At 60.8% G+C, this 19,092-nt stretch carries 17 protein-coding genes; 6 read left to right on the top strand and 11 right to left on the bottom strand.

What is annotated here, in order from left to right; genetic code table 11:
• The 4 genes from SJY08_RS10555 to SJY08_RS10540 form a co-directional block, all read right to left on the bottom strand.
• The gene (locus SJY08_RS10555; protein ID WP_377275524.1) at nt 1-945 is read right to left on the bottom strand and encodes a SurA N-terminal domain-containing protein; all 945 of its coding nucleotides are present in this window, start codon (nt 943-945) and stop codon (nt 1-3) included.
• Nucleotides 946-1,072: 127 nt separating this feature from the next.
• Nucleotides 1,073-3,409: an LPS-assembly protein LptD gene (locus tag SJY08_RS10550; RefSeq protein ID WP_377275523.1), complete on the bottom strand. Its 2,337-nt coding sequence runs from the start codon at nt 3,407-3,409 to the stop codon at nt 1,073-1,075.
• Nucleotides 3,409-4,491 carry an LPS export ABC transporter permease LptG gene (gene lptG / locus SJY08_RS10545; protein WP_377275522.1) on the bottom strand — a complete coding sequence of 361 codons (1,083 nt, stop codon included), beginning with the start codon at nt 4,489-4,491 and terminating at the stop codon, nt 3,409-3,411. The genes SJY08_RS10550 and lptG overlap by 1 nt, the downstream gene beginning before the upstream one ends.
• Nucleotides 4,488-5,654 carry an LptF/LptG family permease gene (locus SJY08_RS10540; RefSeq protein WP_377275521.1) on the bottom strand — a complete coding sequence of 389 codons (1,167 nt, stop codon included), beginning with the start codon at nt 5,652-5,654 and terminating at the stop codon, nt 4,488-4,490. The genes lptG and SJY08_RS10540 overlap by 4 nt, the downstream gene beginning before the upstream one ends.
• A 269-nt stretch (nt 5,655-5,923) precedes the next feature.
• Here SJY08_RS10540 and SJY08_RS10535 point away from each other — a divergent pair, with 269 nt between their 5' ends.
• Nucleotides 5,924-7,420: a leucyl aminopeptidase gene (locus SJY08_RS10535; RefSeq protein ID WP_377275520.1), complete on the top strand. Its 1,497-nt coding sequence runs from the start codon at nt 5,924-5,926 to the stop codon at nt 7,418-7,420.
• A 17-nt stretch (nt 7,421-7,437) separates the two neighbouring features.
• Complete coding sequence (locus tag SJY08_RS10530; RefSeq protein ID WP_377278545.1) at nt 7,438-7,887, top strand: DNA polymerase III subunit chi; 450 nt, start codon at nt 7,438-7,440, stop codon at nt 7,885-7,887.
• Nucleotides 7,888-7,958: 71 nt separating this feature from the next.
• Here the strand turns inward: SJY08_RS10530 and SJY08_RS10525 are convergent, their stop codons facing one another.
• From SJY08_RS10525 to SJY08_RS10515, 3 genes are all read right to left on the bottom strand, one after another.
• Nucleotides 7,959-9,911, bottom strand: a complete 1,953-nt coding sequence (locus SJY08_RS10525; protein WP_377275519.1) for a methyl-accepting chemotaxis protein — start codon at nt 9,909-9,911, stop codon at nt 7,959-7,961.
• 438 nt (nt 9,912-10,349) lie between these two features.
• Nucleotides 10,350-12,239, bottom strand: a complete 1,890-nt coding sequence (locus SJY08_RS10520) for an ABC-F family ATP-binding cassette domain-containing protein (protein ID WP_054150521.1) — start codon at nt 12,237-12,239, stop codon at nt 10,350-10,352.
• Nucleotides 12,240-12,316: 77 nt separating this feature from the next.
• Nucleotides 12,317-13,339, bottom strand: a complete 1,023-nt coding sequence (locus SJY08_RS10515) for a diguanylate cyclase domain-containing protein (RefSeq protein ID WP_377275518.1) — start codon at nt 13,337-13,339, stop codon at nt 12,317-12,319.
• Between the two features lie 287 nt (nt 13,340-13,626).
• Between SJY08_RS10515 and SJY08_RS10510 the strand changes: the two genes are divergently transcribed.
• A complete protein-coding gene (locus tag SJY08_RS10510; RefSeq protein WP_054150523.1) occupies nt 13,627-13,926 on the top strand; it encodes a hypothetical protein in 300 nt (99 codons plus the stop codon).
• Entirely contained in the window at nt 13,923-15,515 is a 1,593-nt protein-coding gene (locus SJY08_RS10505) for a methyl-accepting chemotaxis protein (RefSeq protein WP_377275517.1), read from the top strand. The genes SJY08_RS10510 and SJY08_RS10505 overlap by 4 nt, the downstream gene beginning before the upstream one ends.
• A gap of 94 nt (nt 15,516-15,609) precedes the next feature.
• On the opposite strand, the gene SJY08_RS10500 is transcribed toward SJY08_RS10505, so the two are convergent.
• Nucleotides 15,610-16,116: a DinB family protein gene (locus SJY08_RS10500; protein WP_377275516.1), complete on the bottom strand. Its 507-nt coding sequence runs from the start codon at nt 16,114-16,116 to the stop codon at nt 15,610-15,612.
• Nucleotides 16,117-16,251: 135 nt separating this feature from the next.
• Between SJY08_RS10500 and SJY08_RS10495 the strand changes: the two genes are divergently transcribed.
• Nucleotides 16,252-16,935 (top strand): glutathione S-transferase family protein, encoded by a 684-nt coding sequence (locus SJY08_RS10495; protein WP_377275515.1) that lies wholly within the window; start codon nt 16,252-16,254, stop codon nt 16,933-16,935.
• Between the two features lie 117 nt (nt 16,936-17,052).
• Nucleotides 17,053-17,475 (top strand): nucleoside-diphosphate kinase, encoded by a 423-nt coding sequence (gene ndk / locus SJY08_RS10490; protein ID WP_054150527.1) that lies wholly within the window; start codon nt 17,053-17,055, stop codon nt 17,473-17,475.
• A 189-nt stretch (nt 17,476-17,664) separates the two neighbouring features.
• On the opposite strand, the gene SJY08_RS10485 is transcribed toward ndk, so the two are convergent.
• The 3 genes from SJY08_RS10485 to pgsA are packed head-to-tail and all read right to left on the bottom strand — an operon-like array spanning nt 17,665 to nt 19,012.
• Nucleotides 17,665-18,129 carry a molybdenum cofactor biosynthesis protein MoaE gene (locus SJY08_RS10485; RefSeq protein ID WP_377278543.1) on the bottom strand — a complete coding sequence of 155 codons (465 nt, stop codon included), beginning with the start codon at nt 18,127-18,129 and terminating at the stop codon, nt 17,665-17,667.
• A gap of 30 nt (nt 18,130-18,159) precedes the next feature.
• Nucleotides 18,160-18,414 (bottom strand): molybdopterin converting factor subunit 1, encoded by a 255-nt coding sequence (gene moaD / locus SJY08_RS10480; protein ID WP_377275514.1) that lies wholly within the window; start codon nt 18,412-18,414, stop codon nt 18,160-18,162.
• 1 nt (nt 18,415) lies between these two features.
• Nucleotides 18,416-19,012, bottom strand: coding sequence for a CDP-diacylglycerol--glycerol-3-phosphate 3-phosphatidyltransferase (gene pgsA / locus SJY08_RS10475; RefSeq protein WP_377275513.1), 597 nt, complete (start codon nt 19,010-19,012; stop codon nt 18,416-18,418).
• Nucleotides 19,013-19,092: the final 80 nt, after the last annotated feature.

Raw genomic sequence — 19,092 nt, 5'->3', positions numbered from 1 at the left:
TTATTGTATTACGATCTGGGCCTTGGAGCGCAGTTCTTCCAGATACTTATCAGAATTCGGGTTTTCGCCCTGCTGTTCCTTGCCGATATCCTCGGCGCGGAAGACGACCTCAGCCGCAACATCGTCAGAAACCTGACGCTGGTTGCAGATGGCGAGATACTCGACGCCGCGATCGGTCACGCGGGTCGCCGTCGTGCCACCTTTTGCCTTCTCCACGAGCGGCTTCCACTCCGGCGGCATTTCAGGCTCGAGAACACGGCCGAGATTGCGGATCGACACATCAAGATAGTTCTTGGCGAACTCCATGGCCTGATCGCAGCCGGGGAAGGAGGCGCGCGACTTTTCGGCTTCCGCCTTGCGCTTGCCGACGATGCCCTTCTTCGAGGCAGGCACCACGAAGATCACCTGCTTCAGGAAGTATTCCGTCGTCACCGGCTTCTCTTTGTTTTCGAGAAGACGCGTCACGAGATCCTGGTTGGACAAACGGCCACGCGCTCCCGCCCCATAGCGTGCGTTCACGAGGCGCGGCCAGCTCATGGAGACAGCGATGAAGGACTTGAAGTGCGCGGCACCGACGCCGGCCTGATCGAGCACAGTATTGAGCTGCGACACCGACATCTTGTTCGACGACGCAAAGCGTTCGAACGAGGCATCGACATCCGCCGTGCTGACGGACATGCCGACCCGCGCGATCTCCTCGCGCTTCAGCGTCTCGTTCACGAGTTCGTCGCGGGCGATCTGCTGGAGATTGCCAGTGCGACGCTGCAGTCGCAGGAAGGCCACTCGACGAGCGACGTCAGCACTCGTGATTGCGGTCTTGTTGACAACGGCAGCCACCGATGTTGCTGCCTGAGCCGGCGCAAAGATTGGTGTCGGGCTGACGCTTAAGGACAGCGCGATGACGCCGGCAAGCAGCAGACCGGTGCCTTTGTTTGCATGAGCCATCTGTCATCCTTTCTCCGAACTGCAGAAGCCTGCTCCGGACGTAGATCATGTAACGGATTTTAGAACCGCCGCACGGATTGCACAATCCATGCGGCGAAACAATGACCTGCATCGCAGCGCTTTGGCCTCACTCGAACGAGGTGTCGCTGAGATTGATCTCTCCGAGGGTGCGGAACACCAGCTTTCCACCGATCGTCCAGTCGTTCGCGGTCTCCGCATTCGGATCATACTTGTCCGAATAGGCGATCGAGAAGACCGTGCACTCGTCGGCATAGGAGATGCCAACGCTTCGACGGTTGAACTTGTCAGCATCGATATCGTAGTTCAACGAACCAAACACCGACCAGTTCTCGGTGACCTTCACTGTGGTCGAGCTGGTGATCGTCTGGTTGTCGTTGTTGAACGAGTAGCCCGGGCGCGCGTCGAGCTGGGTGAAGGTCAGGCTTGTTTCGAACCTGTCCTGAGAATAGGTCGCATTGAGGTCGGTACGACGAACGTCGAGCGATTTCTCATCAAGCCGCACGCCGGCGCTCAGCGAAAGCCCGATCGGCAGTTCGAAACCAGCCGATGCCACATAGTCGGAAACATCCGTCTCGAGGCCGGAATCGGAGCCTACGGCCAGCAGGTCCTGTGTCGCGTAGGAGTTCAGGCCCGCCAGATGGTAGGACTGACCGATGACCGCGCGTACACCGATCCCGTTGTCGAAGCTGCCGGTGTAGCGCATGCCGACATTGGCGCGTGTTCCGCCCTCGACACGGTCAAAGCCGGAGAACTTGTTGCGCGAGAAGAGGTTGCTGGCGTCAAACACCAGGCTCTGCGCATCTTCGTTCGGCAACTGGCCAGCATAGCCCTCGTTGTTGCGGGCATAGATCTGCGCGATCGGCTCGATGATATGCGAGCTGTTCGCAGTGGTAATCAGCCACGGATAACGGGCCTCGATGCCGGCGGTCAGCATGTAGCGACCAAGGGCATCGTTGCTTGTATAGCCGCCGGTGTAGTTTCCGGGGGCGTCCATGGCCAAGCCATAGACATCGCCACGGGCAGCGAGAAGCGGCGTGATCTGCAATCCGCCCGGACCGTCGAAGGTGCGTTCCCATTCGAGTTCGCCCGTCAGGCGGTTCATGTTGCCCTTGAGCCCGCGATAGACGTCAAACGCACCATCTCTGTTCGTATCGGCGAATTCGCTCGAGAAGCGCGACAGGGAGGTGAAGTTCAAGGTACCCGACAACTGGCCGCCGGCGACCAGTTCGGGCGCGTAATAGCTGTAGTCGATGACCGGCAGAACGGTCGCCTGCTTCTTCTCCGACGTGTTGTTCAGATCCGCGTCCTGAACGTCGAAATAGTAGCCGCGCATGTCGAAGAAATTGCGTTCGCCGATGCCGGTCAAATAGACGACATTGGTGTTGGTGGACGCATTGAGGCCATCGATGCCGTAGGTTCGCGCGAAGTTGTTGTCGCTCTGCACCATGACATCCCAGCCGAATGCCCAGCGCGGATTGATCTTGAACTCGCCCTTCGACGCGATGAGGCCACGCGTATCACGCGCGGCATCGCTCGTGCCGGCAGTGAACTCGTCCGTGTTCATCTGGCTGATGCCCGCGAATCGGATGCTGGCCTGACCCTTCTCGAAGCGCTGGCGGACTTCCGCTTCGAGGAGCACGCCCTGGGAGCTGAAGCCGGTCGCGGTGACCGTCGCGTCGCGGTCCGGAGCGATGGCGATGTAGTAGGGGACCGCAATGCCGAAGCCGACATTTTCGCCGGAACGGAACTGCGGGAACAGGAAGCCCGACTTCCGCTTGACGGTATTGTCCGGCACCTCGATGAACGGCAGCGTCACAAGCGACTTGCCGAAGAGTTCGAACCGGGCCCTTTCGAGGCGCACGGTCTTCTTGGTGCCGTCCTGAACGACGCGCTCAGCCTTCACCTGCCAGAGCGGCGGACGAGAGGGGTTTTCCGCGCAGGGAAGACATGCCGTGTACACACCCTTGTGCAGGATCATCTGCGTGCCGCCGACGCGCTGGGCGCTTTCGGCAACAAGACGGGTGTTATCCGTGCTCTCCACGCGCAAAGCACGCAGGAAGCCGTCGGAGAAATTGTCGGTGACATCGAGTGAATCCGCATAGATGCGGTTTCCGGTCGGCTCGACCAGCTCGATATTGCCCGCCGCTGTGACGCGGCCCGTTTTCTGGTCATAGACGACCTGACGGGCCACCATCTGGTAGCCGGCATAATTGATCTGTACCGCACCGTTCGCGACAACGCGCTCGGCATCACGGTCATAAACGAGTTCATTGGCTGCCAGAAGCAGCTTCGCGTCATCAGGGACGTTACCTGCCATCGACGCTGAGTCGGACAGGCTCTGCGCATGCACGAGAGGCGCAGCGGGCGCCATAGCGCACACAGCGACACTGGTCAGCAGGGCTACTGAGAGCCTCCTGATATTCCCGCGGTCTTTTACCGCCACTAACCATCCTCCTTGTGAAGCAGAATCGTTGCCCCCAGTGCCATGGCTACGACAACTGGGACCCAGGCCGCAACATATGGCGGCATGACGCCGCTGCTTCCGAATGCCCTAACGAGCACAGAGACAACATAAAGCACGAAGCCTGACAATATTCCACCGAGAATCACCGTTCTCGATTGGTTGATACGGCTGAATTTCAGCGAAACGGTTGCAGCAATCAGCGTCATTGCAATCATCAGGAACGGCAGTGAAAGCAGCGAATGAAACTGCGTTTCCAGCGCATGGGGTGCGATCCCGAAGGATCGGGCAACTTCAATTTTCTGAAATAGATCATAAAAAGCAACGCTTTCCGGTCTGGCTAGACGCTGCTGGACGAATTCCTCGTTGAGATTGGTCGCAACCCGCGCCTCGGCGAGACGCGTCTGGATTTCTCCCGGACGCGTCTCAAGAACGTCGGTAAGCATCCAGTAACCATCTTTCAAAGTCGCCGTGCGCGCATCCTGACGCAGCACGATGCGGCCATCCTGGTCGAAATGCAGTAGAACGGCATCGACAAGCAGGGTTCCGTCCTCGAGGACGGCACGCGCGCCGAGCGCCACGTCATTGTCGCCGCTGGACTGGCGCAGCCACGGAATCGGCGTCGGTTTCGCACTGCCCGCCGTTTCACGCCACTTCGTTTCGATTTCGGTGCCCTGGCGTTCACCCCAGGCGGCGAGGGGATTGATCACCAGTGTCGTCGTCAGACCGATCAGGGTGGCGCCAATCAGGAAGGGCGCCATGAACTGCCAGACGGAAATACCGGCCGCCCGCGCGACAACCAGTTCAGACTTGCGGTTGAGCGCAATCAGCGTCGCCATGCCGACGAAGAGGCCGATGAACGGCACCGTCTGTTGCAGGATCAGCGGCAGCCGCAAGGCGGTGAGGTAGAGCACGCCTGTCACGGAATAGCCCGGCAGGTTGTCGTAGCGGCCGGAGGTTTCCGTGAAATCGATGAGATAGGTGATCGAGATGACGCCGAGGAAGAACCACAGCGACGTCATCATGTAGCGTCGGAAGAAATAAAGCCCGAGAGTCCAGATCATGCCGCGCCCCCGGTGCTTGCGCCCAGCCGCTTCTGCGTGAGTGTGATCGCCTTGCTCACCAGAGTGGAGACCATACGCGGCAATCGCGGGCTACGATTCGTTGCCAGCATGAAGGCGGCAGCGGCCCCGCTGGCCAGGGGCACGAAATACTGCAGAGGCACGTAGGCCGCGGATGTTTCGACGAGCGAGGTGACGTAGTTCGAAGCCCAGAAGAGGGTGAGTGACATCAGCAGGGTCGACGCCATCGGATGCAGCCGCGCTTCGCGGTGGGACCGGGCGTCACCGCACATCATCAGACTGATGACAGCAAAGACCAGCGGGAAGAAGGCCGCGCTGATGCGGCGATGGAGTTCGGCCTTGAAGTCGTTGGGATTGCTGACATAGCGCTCGTCGAGCGGATCGGGATCCATCAGATAGAACAGGTCGCGATCCTTGGCGCCGAAGCGGGCCTGGCCGCGTTCCTCGGAGAGATCCGAAAGATCGAAGGCATAGCGGTCGAAGCGGATGACGGTCACATCGCCGTTCGGCGCTTTGCGCTGCACTTCGCCATCCTGCATCACGAGCGCCTTGCCGGTCTCTTCGACCGCGCCCTCACGGGCATAATAGATGAGCTCGGAAGCCGGATCACGGGAATCGGCGACCAGCAAGCCCTTCATCTGGCGGCCTGCCTGCCGCTCGGAAATCTGCACATAGAGGCCGGGCTCGATCTGTCGGAAGGTCTTTTCCTCGATCACCGAAGAGAGCAGGTCGGCATAAGCAGTGGCGATCATGCTTCGCACGTTGACGCGCATTGCCGGCTCGACGAAGCCGAGCATGACCAGCGAGAAAATGCTGAGGCCGCCCGCCAGCATCAGGAGAGGACGCTGGATCGTCCGTCTCGGTGCTCCGGCAGCATCGATGACCGCAAGCTCCGAATCGTTGTTCATCGTGGTCAGCGTATGGGTGATGCCGATGACGAGTGCGAAGGGCAGGACGGTCGCGATGATGGTCGGCAGGATCATCGTCGCCAAGAGCATGAAGGACCCTACCGACTGGCCACTGTCGGTGACGAGGTTGATACGTCGCAACACCTGCGTCGTCCAGATGATCGCCAGCACCGGTAAAAGCGCTGTCGTGAACATCAGGACGACCCGTCGCAGGATGTATTGTTCGAGTATCTTCATAGGGTTCCCTTGCAGGCGCGACACGCAGACGTCGCGCCGAGGATTGGCGTTCTCTACAACGCTTGCGGCATTTTGGCGACCGACGGATGTCAATTTCCCCGGCTTCGTGATCCTGTTTTTTTCTCCACCGCGATAAATCGGACACGCTGGCGCGGCGCTGGCTGCAATCGGGGGATTGGATGAGGAATGCCCGGTCAAACTCTTGCCATCGTTCGCGAAAAGACCATGATCCCTGTAAGTCTTCTCATCACGTATCCAGGATGCCCGTCATGTCGCTGAAACTCGCCGTCTCCTTCGCAAAGTCCCACGCCGCTGCGGAAGGGCTCGCCATTCTCCTGACGACGTCAGGTGCAGACATGCCGGCGGGGGCGACTGAAGCGGATCCGGCCGGCGTCTATGCCCGCGCCGCCAAGTCCGGCAAGTTCACCGGCAAGTCGCTTTCAACCCTGGACATCGTTGCTCCGCATGGCTCGCCGCTCGACCGGCTGGTCGTTCTCGGGCTCGGCAAGGGCGATAGCTTGTCCGCGCATGATTGGTTGAAGGCAGGGGGCGTTGCCACGGCGGCGGTGAAGGGGGCTGACACCGTAACCGTCTACGTCGATGTCCCCGGACTTCAGGTCTCGCCGAAGGCTGTCGCGGATTTCGCGCTTGGAATGCTGCTTCGCGCCTACAAGTTTGACACCTACAAGACCAAGAAGAAGTCGGAAGACGAGGAAGAGAAGGCTGAAAAGACGGTGAAGGTGACGATCGTCACCGCTGAGGCCTCAGCCGCCAAGAAGGCCTTTGCGGAAACGGAAGCGGTTGCCGACGGCGTGATCCTCGCCCGCGACCTCGTCAACGAGCCTGCCAACGTGCTGGGACCGCTCGAATTCGCCGCCAAGGCTAAGGAGCTCGAAAAGCTCGGCGTCGAGGTCGAGATCCTGACGGAAAAAGAGATGAAGAAGCTCGGCATGGGTGCGCTTCTCGGCGTCGCCCAGGGCTCCGTGCGTCCGCCTCGCCTCGTTGTGATGCAGTGGAAGGGCGGCAAGTCGAAAGACAAGCCGATCGCCTTTGTCGGCAAGGGCGTGGTCTTCGACACCGGCGGCATCTCGATCAAGCCGGCAGGCGGCATGGAGGACATGAAGGGTGACATGGGCGGTGCCGCTGCCGTCGCGGGCTTGATGCATGTGCTTGCCGCCCGCAAGGCCAAGGTCAATGCCATCGGCATCCTCGGCCTGGTGGAAAACATGCCCGACGGCAATGCCCAGCGTCCCGGCGACATCGTGACATCGATGTCCGGCCAGACGATCGAGGTGATCAATACCGATGCGGAAGGCCGCCTCGTGCTCTGCGATGCCCTCTGGTATTGCAACGATCGTTTCCAGCCGACCTTCATGATCAACCTTGCCACGCTGACGGGGGCGATCGGCGTAGCACTCGGCAGTGTGCATGCCGGACTGTTCTCCAACGACGATGAGCTTTCGGAAAGGCTGCTGGCCGCCGGCCTCGCGACCAATGAACGGCTTTGGCGCATGCCGCTCGGCAAGGAGTACGACAAGCTGATCGATTCCAAGTTCGCCGACATGAAGAACACCGGCGGCCGTCAGGCAGGCTCAATTACGGCAGCCCAGTTCCTCAAGCGCTTTGTGAAGGACACGCCTTGGGCCCATCTCGACATTGCCAGCACGGCGATGGGTTCACCCAACGACGAGATCAACCAGTCCTGGGGCTCGGGCTACGGTGTACGCCTGCTCGATGAACTCGTTCGCGCGCATTACAAATCCTGATGGCGGTGACTGCCTCCGTGGCCGATGTTCTCTTCTACCATCTGACGGAATCGAAGCTGGAAGACGCGCTCCCGCCGCTCCTGGAAAAGAGCGTGGAGCGCGGCTGGCGCGTGGCCGTCCAGACGCGTGACCCCGAACGCCGGGATGCGCTCGATGCGCTTCTCTGGACCTATCGGGACGAGAGTTTTCTGCCACATGGCACAGAAGACGGCGCCTCGCCGGATCGCCAGCCGGTGCTGCTGACCACGGGTACCGAAAACACCAACCAGGCAAGCGTCCGCTTTCTGGTCGATGGCGCCGAGCCGCCGGATGAGCTGCCTTACGACCGCGTCGTCTTCGTCTTCGACGGATACGACACGGAACAGCTCGACGGGGCCCGCTCGCAATGGAAACGGCTGAAGAGCCAGGGTCACACACTGACCTACTGGCAACAGAGCCCAGAGGGGCGCTGGGAGAAGAAGGCCTGAAATCGTCGAATGCCAGAAATGCAGAAGGGCCGCCACAGGGCGGCCCTTCGCAGTGTGCTATGATGTCTTGATCACCGCGTGGCTGCTGCTCTTCGCAGCCCGTTCCCAGTGTCGTTTGCCGCGGGCAGCGATGATCGTGCCCGGGACGAGGCGGTATCGAGCTTGAAGTGGCTGATCAGGTGCGACAGGTTGACGGCATCATCGGCCAGCCTGTTGGTGCTGGCGGTCGTCTCCTCCACCATCGCAGCATTGCGCTGTGTGAACTGGTCCATCTGGCCGACGGCGGTATTGACCTCATGGAGCTTGTGGGACTGTTCCCTGGCCGCTGCCGCGATCTGGTGAACCGACTGGTTGATATGCATGACATGCTCCCTGATCCGCGACAGCGCATCCCCGGTTGCCGTCACAAGGCGCACGCCGATCCCGACTTCCTCGCCCGACTTGGTGATCAGCGCCTTGATGTCCTTGGCCGCACCTGCCGAACGCTGGGCGAGTTCCCGGACCTCCTGGGCAACGACGGCAAAGCCCTTGCCAGCCTCACCCGCCCGCGCCGCCTCGACGCCGGCGTTGAGGGCGAGAAGATTGGTCTGGAAGGCGATTTCGTCGATCACATTGATGATCTGGCCGATCTCGCCTGACGCCTGCTCGATCCGTCCCATCGCCGCGACCGCGTCGCCGACGACAGAACTCGATTCCTCGGTGCTGCGGCGCGCCTCATCGACCATGCGGGTCGCCTGAAGCGCCGTGTCGGTCGATTGCCGGACCGCTGCGGTGATTTCCTCGAGTGCAGACGAGGTCTGCTCAAGTGCGGCCGCCTGCTGTTCTGTGCGTTTGGCAAGGTCGTCGGAGGCATAACGCAACTCGCCCGATCCGGAGCGGATCTGATCGATTGAGGTACGAACCTCGGCGACGACGGTTCTGAGAACCTGCATCGTGCCGTTCACATTGCCCTGCAGTTCCGCAAAGGCGCCGTTGAATTCGCCGCGCATGGTATCGGTCAGATCGCCATCGGACAGACCGGCGATGACGCGCCGTGTTTCCGCAAGGCCGTTGTCGATCGAGCGCACCAGGTCGTTCATCGAGCTTGCGAAGGCATTGAGATCCGGGAACTCGAAATCGCGATCGATCCGTTGGGAGAAGTCGCCGGCAATGGCCGCAGCACAAACCTGGCCGATGCTTTCCTGCAACTCGTCGCAGCGCTGCTTCATCCGGTGCTCCTGCGCGTTCATTTTCCGCACCCGAAGACCGTTCTGCTTGAACACATCGACGGCACGCGCCATGTCACCGATCTCATTCTGCCGTTCGAGATAGGCGATCTCGACATCGAACTCGTTGCGGGCGAGGCGCCCCATGATCCGTGTCATGCGTTCGATCGGCTTGGTAACGCCGCGCGCGACAAAGATCATGGCGGCAATGCCGGCCAGCGCACCGACAACCAGGATCGCGGCATTGCTCAGAAGCGAGAGACGGAAACTGCTGGCGCTTTCTTCGAACATCGCGGCAGCCGCATCGACATTGGCGTCGCGGAATGTGTCTGCATAGCCATCCATCTCGTCATAGGCGACAACCATTTCCCCCGTGAGCAACGCCGCAGCGGCAGCCTTGTCGCCGGTGCGCGAAAGTTCGATCATGCGGTCGCCTGCGATAAGATAGTTTTCGGCGCTGGCCTTGAATCCTTCGAAAGCGGGCCTTTCCTGCGGAAGTGTGATCATTGCCTCATAGCGCGCCATCCGGTCCCTCAATTTATCGACCTCTTTGGCAACTGCCGCGTCGGCTGCAGCAAGCGTCTCCGGGGTCGTGCTCAGTATATGCCGCGTCTGCAAGGCACGCAGGTTGGCAATGGAGATATTCAGGCGGTTGGTGATGTCGACGACCGGTACCGAGCCTTGCGCCAGTCGCTGGACATTGGAAAAGACACCATTCATCGACCAGAGGGCAAAGCCACCCTGGACGACGAGAAGGGCAAGCAGAAGCATGAAGGCCCCGAGCAGCGAGGCTTTGATGGACAAGGGTTTCGTCGACATTCCGCAGCTTTCCGTTCACTCCGGGTCCGTGCCCTCATGGAATGGATCGCGGGGAGGGGGAGCCCCGGTTGCATCACCGAGGCGCTTCTCAGGTGTGCAGATCGTTCCGCGCACAGCTTCGCAATTCCCGGCAACGGAGGGGCCCGTCGGGGACAAAAACGTTTGCGCACAGTCATCCGGCCGGAAGGCTGACGAAGGGTACGAAATGCACTTTGGATTGAAGTAGGCTGACCTAACTCGCGGGAATGATGTGGTCTGGAATTTAAAAGTTTACTAAAAATCGCGCCTGAGTTGCGCGACATCACGATTTTCTGATTTAAATATCACGAGAAAACAATGGGAACGCTATGGATTACAACCAAATTCGTAGGATTTGAGCCTTGCCGCCTCTTAGGCGGGTTTAGACTGCTTCGGGTTGCAAAGAGGTAAGGCCAGCGGTCAGCCCGCCATGCCCTCTTCGTATTCGGTGGACAGCTCCAGCCATTGCTCTTCCGCTGCCGAAAGCTTTGCCGCCGCTTCTCCGCGCTGCTTGGCCTTTTCTGCCGCCTTGGCCGGCGCCTTCTCATAGAGAGCCGGATCGGCAAGTTCTTTGTCGAGCGCCTGAATCAAAGTCTCCAGCTTCTTCGTCAAGGCCTCGACTTCGTTGATCTTTTTCTTGAGTGGTGCAAGGCTCGCGCGCCTGTCGGCAGCCGCCTTGCGTTGCTCGGCCTTGTTGACGGTATCAGCGCCGCCGTCGCCCTTGTCCTTCTCCACCGGCTTCTTGCCCGAGGCGATGATCAGCGAGCGATACTCTTCCATGTCGCCGTCGAAGCTGGTGACCGTGCCGTTGTTCACAAGCCAGAGCCGGTCGACGGTCGCCTCGATCAAGTGGCGATCATGGCTGATCAGGATAACGGCGCCCTCATAGTCGTTGAGTGCCTCGATCAACGCCTTGCGGCTGTCGATGTCGAGGTGGTTCGTCGGCTCGTCGAGGATCAGTAGGTTCGGGGCGTGGAAGGCGGCAAGCCCCATCAGCAGGCGCGCCTTCTCGCCGCCCGAGAGATCCTTGGCAGCCGTCTCCATCTTTTCCGTCGCAAGCCCCATTTGCGCGACGCGGGCACGCACCTTGGCTTCCGGCTCCAGCGGCATCAGCCGGCGCACATGGGCAACGGGGCTCTCGTTCGGGATGAGGTCGTCAAGCTGGTGCTGGGCGAAAAAGCCGATCTTCAGGCTCGATGCCGTCTTCAACTGGCCGCCCTGGGCCTCAAGTCGGCCGGAAATGAACTTGGCGAAGGTCGACTTGCCGTTACCGTTCGAACCGAGAAGCGCGATGCGGTCATCGTTGTCGATGCGCAGGTTGAGGTTCTTCAGGATCGCTTTGCCCGGCTCGTAGCCGACCACGCCGCCCGAGATCGCAACGATCGGCGAGGCCGGCTGCTTTTCAGGCTTCGGGAAGGTGATCGGATGGACATGGTCCTCAATGACGGCGGCAACCGTCCCCATGCGCTCCAGCGCCTTGATGCGGCTCTGGGCCTGCTTGGCCTTGGTCGCCTTGGCGCGGAAGCGGTCGATGAAGCTCTGCAGATGCTTGCGCGCGGCGTCGTTCTTCGCCTTGGCCTTCATCTGCAATTCGTCGTTCTCGGCCTTCTGCCGTTCGAAGCTGTCATAGCCGCCGCGATAGAGCGTGAGCTTCTGCTGGTCGAGATGGATGATCGAGTTGACGGCGGTGTTCAGGAGATCCCGGTCATGGCTGATGATGATGACCGTGTGCGGATAGCGCCGCACATAGTCCTCAAGCCAGAGTGTGCCTTCAAGGTCGAGATAGTTGGTCGGTTCGTCGAGCAACAGCAGATCCGGCTCGGCGAAGAGCACCGAGGCGAGCGCCACGCGCATGCGCCAGCCGCCGGAGAAGGACGAGGCCGGGCGCAACTGCGCCTCGTGGTCGAAACCGAGGCCGGAGAGAATGGTCGCCGCACGCGCTTCCGCCGAATGCGCGCCGATATCGGCAAGCCGTGTCTGGATTTCGGCAATGCGATGCGGATCCGTCGCCGTCTCTGCCTCTACGAGCAGGGCTGCGCGCTCCTTGTCTGCGGCAAGCACGATGGAGATCAGCGAGTCTTCCGTTCCCGGCGCTTCCTGCGCGACCTGGCCGATGCGCGCATTCTTCGGGATCGAGATATTGCCGCTTTCGGAGGCCAGATCGCCCGTGATGATACGGAACAGCGTCGATTTGCCCGCACCATTCTTGCCGACAAGGCCAGCCTTGGTCCCGGCCGGCAGCGCGACGCTGGCGTGGTCGATGAGCAGGCGGCCTGCGATGCGGGCGGAGATATCGTTGATCGTGATCATGGTTCTGGCTTTTGGCCGATGTCACGGCCAAAGGCAAGCGGGCGAGGGCGCCCGGTCGGGCCTGCCGGGCGATCTCGTCAGGCGACCTGGCGCTGTCCGGGCTTGTAGCCGATGATCGGCTGGCGCGGGTTTTGCCGTGCCAATATCGTGGCGGTCTTGGCAATGGCGAGCCAGCTTGTCGGATCGGCGGCTTCGTGTGCCATGGCGTGACCGATCGCGAGTGGCAGGCCGCCGGAACCCGGCGAGGTCTCGGAAGCGAAGACGAGATTGTTATCCGCCGTCGTGAACAGCCGTTCGGCGATGATGTGTGCCTCGTCGGCGTTGATGCCTTGGAAGACGAAGGCAAAGGTGTCGGCCTCGATGCGGGCGATGAAGTCGTGCTTCTTGATCGCCTTGCGGAAGATCGTCGCCAGACCACGGATGAGCTTGCTGACCGCTTCGTCCCCATACTGGTGCTGCAGTCCGGGAAGATCGAGGACTTCGATCAGCACAAGCGCGCTCGGCTTGGCCGCCGAGGCGGCCGAATGGGCGTCCTCCAGCGTCTGGATGAAGCTGATCCGGTTGGCGAGGCCGGTCAGATGGTCCCGTTTCATCGCAGCCTGCGCTGCGCGAATGGCCCGGTCTGCGGCATTCAGACTGTCCAGCCCCTCGGCAACATCGGATGCCAGCGCTGTTTCCGCCTTGATCATGTCCCCGGCAATCGAGGAAAGCAGATCCAACTCCCCGAGCAACTGGTCGATCCCGACGGTGACATCCTCGCGGATCGAGCGGATGACGCCTTCCACCGAGTTCGTGAAAGCGCGCTTCTGGGTAAGTCCGAGCGACAGTTGGTCGCTGAGCCGTTTCAGCGTTTTCAGCGTTTCGTCCTGCAAGCGTTCCGCCGAGACGCCGCAATGGCCGGCAAGCCGGTGCTTGAGGCCGAGTTGGTCGAGCGCCGATTGCGTCGGACGGGATCCAAGGGCTGCAAGCTCACGCGCAAAATCCGATTTGCTGCCGGCAAAGGCTTCATGAACCAGTTCGAAGTTGCGGGGGATCCCGGCGATCTGATGTTTCAGCATGAAGACCGTGATCTTCTGGAGATCGTCTGCAATTCCGCTCATCAATTCGTCCTGATCATCCGATGAGTTGCGCTTGGTCTGTGGGAGGCCGGAACTATTCCCGCAGAATTGTGGTCTCGTAACACGGCACCACATACGAAACGGTTAAGGCAAAGGCCTGCTCAGGGGCTTCCGTTTTGCCTTTTGCTAAAGCGGAATTGCTCGAAATATGAGCGGGTTCCGCCCTTCGGTTAATTATATTTTAGAGATGTTTGTGGTTTGCTGAAGTTCTGAAAACCAGCTGGGGAAGAGCCTTCTCAGAACTCGACCGGCGAACATACGTAGGCACCATGAAGTCCCTTATTCCCGCTGTCTACTTCTCGCTGGCGGTCGCCGTTGTCGCTGTCATAGCGGCAAGGCCGTCCGGCCCCTTCGTCCTCGTTGTAACCTCACCCGCGGCACATGCGGCGGGTTCGATGGCAGTCATCGACCGGGCTGACGGTGCTTTCGTCTGGGCTGGAAGCGTCCCGTGGATGTCGGTCGCTTATTCGCAGGCTCCGGATTTTCCGGAGCGGCTTCTCGATGCGGGCGCTTTGCTCGTCATCAACCATGATCTGGCGCTTGGTTGCCTGCAAGGAATGAACACATGAATGAACTGAATAAGCTCAGAGACAGGATCTCCTACGGCATCGTCGGACTGCTCTGGATCAATTTTGCCCTGATCGTCATCCGCAATCTCGTCCGCGAGCAGGGTGTCGACTGGACCATGATCCTGGCCACTCTCGCCCTGTTGGTGCCGGCCACACTCTTGTGGACAAGGGATCGTACCGGCGCGACCACCCGCATGGTTACCTCCATGGCGAATGCGGCGACGGTCGCTGTTCTCGTTTTCGCCTTCCAGGGCTCGCCGCTCCAAATCGACATCCATATGTACTTCTTCGCGAGCCTGGCGATCTGTGCCGCCTGGATCGATTGGAAGGCGATTATCGGCTACGCCGCGCTCGTCGCGGTCCACCATCTGCTGCTGTATGTTGCGATGCCGCTGGCGGTCTTCCCGGGTGATTCCGACTTCTCGCGCGTCGTCCTGCATGCGGTGGTGCTGATCGTCCAGAGCATCGTCCTGATCGCTCTGACCTCGGCCGTCGTCAAGGCATTCGATGTCTCCGACAAGGCTGTTGCCGATGCAGTCGCTGCCGAGCGCGAGGCCGTAGAGATGGCCGATCACGTCAAGCGAACCGATGCCGCTGCCGATGCCGACCGCCGCAAGCGGGAAGCGGAAAAGGCGCGGGAAGCCGAAGCGGTGGACTACGCCGTTTCCGAACTGGCCAGATCGCTGCAGAAGCTGGCGGAGGGGGACCTCTCCTACCGCATCGACAGCGCCTTCTCAGGCCCGCTTGATGAGCTGCGCACGTCATTCAATGCATCGGTGCAGAAGCTCGAAGTCGTCGTTTCTCAGGTCGGTCAGGTGGCCTCAGTTCTCCGCAACGGTACGGGCCAGATCGGCCAGGCCAACAACGATCTCTCCGCCCGCAGCGAGCGCCAGGCCGCGTCGGTCGAGGAAACCGCGAGCGCGCTGTCCAGCGTGATGGCCACAGTGAAGGAAACCGCGTCTGTCGCGGATTCGGTCGGCAAGTTGGTCAACCAGGCAAGGATGGGTGCGGAACGATCCGGCACGATCGTAACCGACGCGGTCTCTGCCATGAGCCGTATCGAGCAATCGTCGCAGTCCATTTCGAATATCATCGGCGTCATCGACGAGATTGCCTTCCAGACCAATCTTCTGGCGCTGAACGCCGGCGTCGAAGCGGCGCGTGCCGGTGAGGCCGGAAAGGGTTTTGCGGTCGTCGCACAGGAGGTTCGCGAACTCGCTCAGCGCTCCGCCAATGCAGCGAAGGAGATAAAGACCCTCATCAACGCATCCGGGGAAGAAGTGCGCAACGGTGTGTCACTGGTCGACCAGGCCGGCGAGGCTTTGAGCACGATCGCGACCGAGGTTCAGTCGATCAGCCACGAGATCTCCAAGATCATCGATGGTGCCAAGACCCAGGCACAGGGCCTTGTCGAGATCGATCAGGCGGTCGGGCACATCGACAAGAACACCCAGCGGAATGCTGCGATGGTGGAGGAGTTGAGCGCTGCGATCCAGCAACTCGTCCAGGAGGCCACCACGCTGGATCACCTGATGGCGCAGTTCAAGACCGGATCGAAGACAGGTTCTGGAGCGCGTCGCGCGGCCTGACCGCAGCCAAGCCCATATCCGCACGAAAGACTTGGGGTCACGATTGTCGTGGCCCCATTTCCGTTTTAGAGCCCCGTCAGGCCTCTGTCGCGTCTCACAGCCACTGCTGGCCCTGGCTGCGGACGAAATAGATCAGGTCGAGGCTGAGGCTCGGCTTGCCCAGTCCGGTCAATCCGGCATGAACCTGCCCACGATGGTGGGTCTGGTGGTTGAAGACATGGGTGAGGGCCGGCCAGAGCTTATGGTTTACGCGTTCCGGCGATGTGACCGGCGTGTAGCTGAAGTCGCTATCCAGCCGCTCCGCAGTCAGGCTCTGCGCATAACGGATGATCCGCGTGTCTTCTTCCAGCCGAGCGGCCCGCAGATCCTCGAAGTCATCATAGGGGCGCTCATCTAGGGAGCGGGGCATCGGGCCTTCGCCGGTGAACCGGTTCAGCCAGATCCGGTCTGCGGTCAGGATGTGGCTGAGCGTGGCGAAGATTGATCCGAAGAAGGCGCCGGTGTCGCGGTGGAGTTCTTCGGTCGAGAGGTCTGCGACAGCAGAATAAAGCAGCCTGTTGGCCCAAGCATTGTAGTCCGCGAGCATCTGATAGTTCTGCATGGTACGCTCCTGATTGTGGTCCTGCATCCAGTCTAGCCGGCTTCGACCGAAATGGGGGTTATGGGTTCCATGACAAATGCTGATTTGCATCCGGCCCCGTGATCGGCTTTTTTGGTGCGAACCTAGGAGATCCCGATGACGATGACCCTCTATTCGCTGTGCGGCGCCGATGCCGCGCGTCCTTTCTCGCCCCATTGCTGGAAGACCGTGATGGCCCTCCACCACAAGGGCCTTGTATTCGAGGAGCGGCCGCTCGCCTTCACGGCGATCCCAACAATCGAGGGCGGGTTCTCAAAGACGGTTCCGATCCTTAGGGACGGTCAGGAACTGATCTCCGACAGCTTTCGGATCGCGCTCTATCTGGAGGAGGCCTATCCCGAGCAGCCGAGCCTGTTTGGCGGGCAGGGCGGTGTCGCCGCAGCACGCCTGGTGGAGGGCTATTCCCAGCATGTCGTCCATACCGCGATCACGAAGATCGCTCTCGTCGACATCCACGACATGCTGGCTCCCGCTGACCAGGCCTATTTCCGCAAGAGCCGTGAGGAAAGGCTCGGACGGACCTTGGAGGACATGGCCGCCGGTCGCGACGCCGCAGTTGCAGCCCTTCCGGCAGCGCTCCAGCCGCTCCGTCACATGCTGGGCTTCCAGCCTTTCGTCGGCGGCGCAACCCCGCTCTTCGGCGACTATATCCTGTTCGGTGCGCTGCAATGGCTGAGGGTCACCACGGGCGCCATCCACCTGCCGGCGGATGATCCAGTGAGCCTCTGGTTCGACCGTTGCCTCGAACTCCATGACGGCGTCGCCCATGCGGTCGCCTGACCGGTCAAAACCGTGTGATTGTGACGTCGTCGTGAAATTGTCGAAGCCCTCTTGTCTTCGTGATTCGGGGCGGGTAGATACCGCCCACTTTCCCTGACAGACAAAAGGATGAGACAGATGGCGATTGAACGCACCTTCTCGATGATCAAGCCCGATGCCACCAAGCGCAACCTGACCGGCGCCATCACCAAGGTTTTCGAAGACAACGGCCTGCGCGTCGTCGCTTCGAAGCGCGTTTGGATGAGCAAGCGCGAAGCTGAAGGCTTCTACGCCGTTCACAAGGAACGCCCCTTCTTCGGCGAACTGGTTGAAGGCATGACCTCGGGCCCGACCGTCGTTCAGGTTCTCGAAGGCGAAAACGCCATCCTGAAGAACCGCGAAATCATGGGCGCGACCAACCCGGCCAATGCCGACGAAGGCACGATCCGCAAGATGTTCGCCCTGTCGATCGGCGAAAACTCGGTTCACGGTTCGGACGCTCCGGAAACCGCTGCCCAGGAAATCAGCTACTGGTTCGCCGACACCGAAATCGTTGGCTGAATCGCATCCTGAGGCTGAAGCCTCAAGACGTTGGACAGATTAAAGAACCGGGGCCGAAAGGCTCCGGTTTTTTCATGCCGCCATGTGCGCGAGACAAGGGAAGGCACACGTCGGCTCGGCCAACGCGTGAGCGATCCTGCCAAGTCGAGATCGATTGGCGGCTGTGGCAGTTCATGCGAGGCTACTCGCTTATCGGCTCCAGCGATCCCGTGCCGTATCGTCGGCGTCCTTTGCCGCGACCCAATCGCCGCTGGTGCCATCTTGCGCGTGTTCCTTCTTCCAGAACGGCGCTGAGGTCTTGAGGAAGTCCATGACGAAATTGGCGCCGTCGAAGGCAGCCTGTCGATGCGGGGCGGCGGCAATGACGAGGACGATCTGTTCCCCCGCCTCGATCCGCCCGAAACGGTGGATGGCAGTGAGCCCCAGCAGCGAGAAGCGATCGATCGCAAGTTCCGCGATCCGGGTCATCTCTGTTTCCGCCATGCCCGGATAATGTTCGAGTTCGAGCGCCGAAAGCGTTCCCGCCTCGTCGCGGCAAAGGCCGACAAAGGAAACGAGCGCTCCAATGTCCTTGCGCCCGGCTGAGAGAACCTGCGACTCGGCTGCCGGATCGAAATCCTCGCGCTGGACGCGGATGGTGGGGGCGGGCCTGATCGTCACGGCTTGTCCTCCAGCGGGCGCCTCTCAGCCGCCGGTCATCGGCGGGAAGATGCCGATCTCACGGGCGCCAGCAATCAGTTCGTTATGATCGACATGTTCCTGGTTGACGGCGACCCGGATCGCCTTGGGAAAGCGCAGCGCTTCCTCATAGCCTTCGGCGAGGGTCCCAAGCCAGGATACCAGCTCGCCGGCGGTCTTGACCTCGGCCGGGATCTCCAGCTCTTCCTCGCCCTTGCCGATCCGCTCGCGAACCCAGGCGAAGTAGACAACCTTCACCATCTCAATCCACCATGTGCTTCGCGCCGGCGCGGAAATAGTCGTAGCCGGTATAGATGGTCAGGATGGCGGCGATCCAGAGAAGCGCGATGCCGATATGGGTGGCGAGGCCAAACTCGACATAGGGTAGAATTTTATCCCCCGCCGGGCCGGCCAGAAGGAAGGCGAGTGCGAACATCTGCGCGGTCGTCTTCCACTTGGCGATCTGGGTAACTGGCACGGACACCTTGAGCGCCGCCAGATACTCACGCAGGCCCGAGACCAGGATCTCGCGGCAGAGAATGGTGATGGCGGCCCAGAGCGACCAGCCCGCGATCGTGCCATCCGCCGCCATCAGGAGCAGCACCGAAGCGATCAGAAGCTTGTCGGCGATCGGGTCCAACATCTTGCCGATATTGGATGTCTGGTTCCAGATGCGTGCCAGATAGCCGTCGAGATAGTCGGTGATCGAGGCGACGACAAAGATCGTCAGCGCCGTCCAGCGGGCGAAGTCGGAGCTCTGAAGTCGGCCTTCCAGGAAGAAGCACACGACGATGAGCGGCACGGCGAGAATGCGAGCGTAGGTCAGTAGATTCGGAATGTTGTATGCGCGCGAAGCCATGATGCCCTGTCTTTGAAGTCTGGTGCTCTGAGTGATGTGATGGGTTTCCGTCGAGGCCGTCAACTCAAGAATTCTGAATC

This window comes from Rhizobium sp. R86522 (assembly GCF_042466255.1).
Lineage (GTDB): Bacteria > Pseudomonadota > Alphaproteobacteria > Rhizobiales > Rhizobiaceae > Allorhizobium.
Note: the sequence above shows the minus strand (reverse complement) of the source record. Positions and strands in the feature narration are given on the sequence as shown.

Bases quoted from the DNA above. Each gene is read 5' to 3' on its own strand.
- SJY08_RS10555 (WP_377275524.1), bottom strand. From the start codon at position 945: ATGGCTCATGCAAACAAAGGCACCGGTCTGCTGCTTGCCGGCGTCATC.
- lptG (WP_377275522.1), bottom strand. From the start codon at position 4,491: ATGATCTGGACTCTCGGGCTTTATTTCTTCCGACGCTACATGATGACG.
- SJY08_RS10540 (WP_377275521.1), bottom strand. From the start codon at position 5,654: ATGAAGATACTCGAACAATACATCCTGCGACGGGTCGTCCTGATGTTC.
- SJY08_RS10535 (WP_377275520.1), top strand. From the start codon at position 5,924: ATGTCGCTGAAACTCGCCGTCTCCTTCGCAAAGTCCCACGCCGCTGCG.
- SJY08_RS10525 (WP_377275519.1), bottom strand. From the start codon at position 9,911: ATGTCGACGAAACCCTTGTCCATCAAAGCCTCGCTGCTCGGGGCCTTC.
- SJY08_RS10520 (WP_054150521.1), bottom strand. From the start codon at position 12,239: ATGATCACGATCAACGATATCTCCGCCCGCATCGCAGGCCGCCTGCTC.
- SJY08_RS10515 (WP_377275518.1), bottom strand. From the start codon at position 13,339: ATGAGCGGAATTGCAGACGATCTCCAGAAGATCACGGTCTTCATGCTG.
- SJY08_RS10510 (WP_054150523.1), top strand. From the start codon at position 13,627: ATGAAGTCCCTTATTCCCGCTGTCTACTTCTCGCTGGCGGTCGCCGTT.
- SJY08_RS10505 (WP_377275517.1), top strand. From the start codon at position 13,923: ATGAATGAACTGAATAAGCTCAGAGACAGGATCTCCTACGGCATCGTC.
- SJY08_RS10500 (WP_377275516.1), bottom strand. From the start codon at position 16,116: ATGCAGAACTATCAGATGCTCGCGGACTACAATGCTTGGGCCAACAGG.
- SJY08_RS10495 (WP_377275515.1), top strand. From the start codon at position 16,252: ATGACGATGACCCTCTATTCGCTGTGCGGCGCCGATGCCGCGCGTCCT.
- ndk (WP_054150527.1), top strand. From the start codon at position 17,053: ATGGCGATTGAACGCACCTTCTCGATGATCAAGCCCGATGCCACCAAG.
- moaD (WP_377275514.1), bottom strand. From the start codon at position 18,414: ATGGTGAAGGTTGTCTACTTCGCCTGGGTTCGCGAGCGGATCGGCAAG.
- pgsA (WP_377275513.1), bottom strand. From the start codon at position 19,012: ATGGCTTCGCGCGCATACAACATTCCGAATCTACTGACCTACGCTCGC.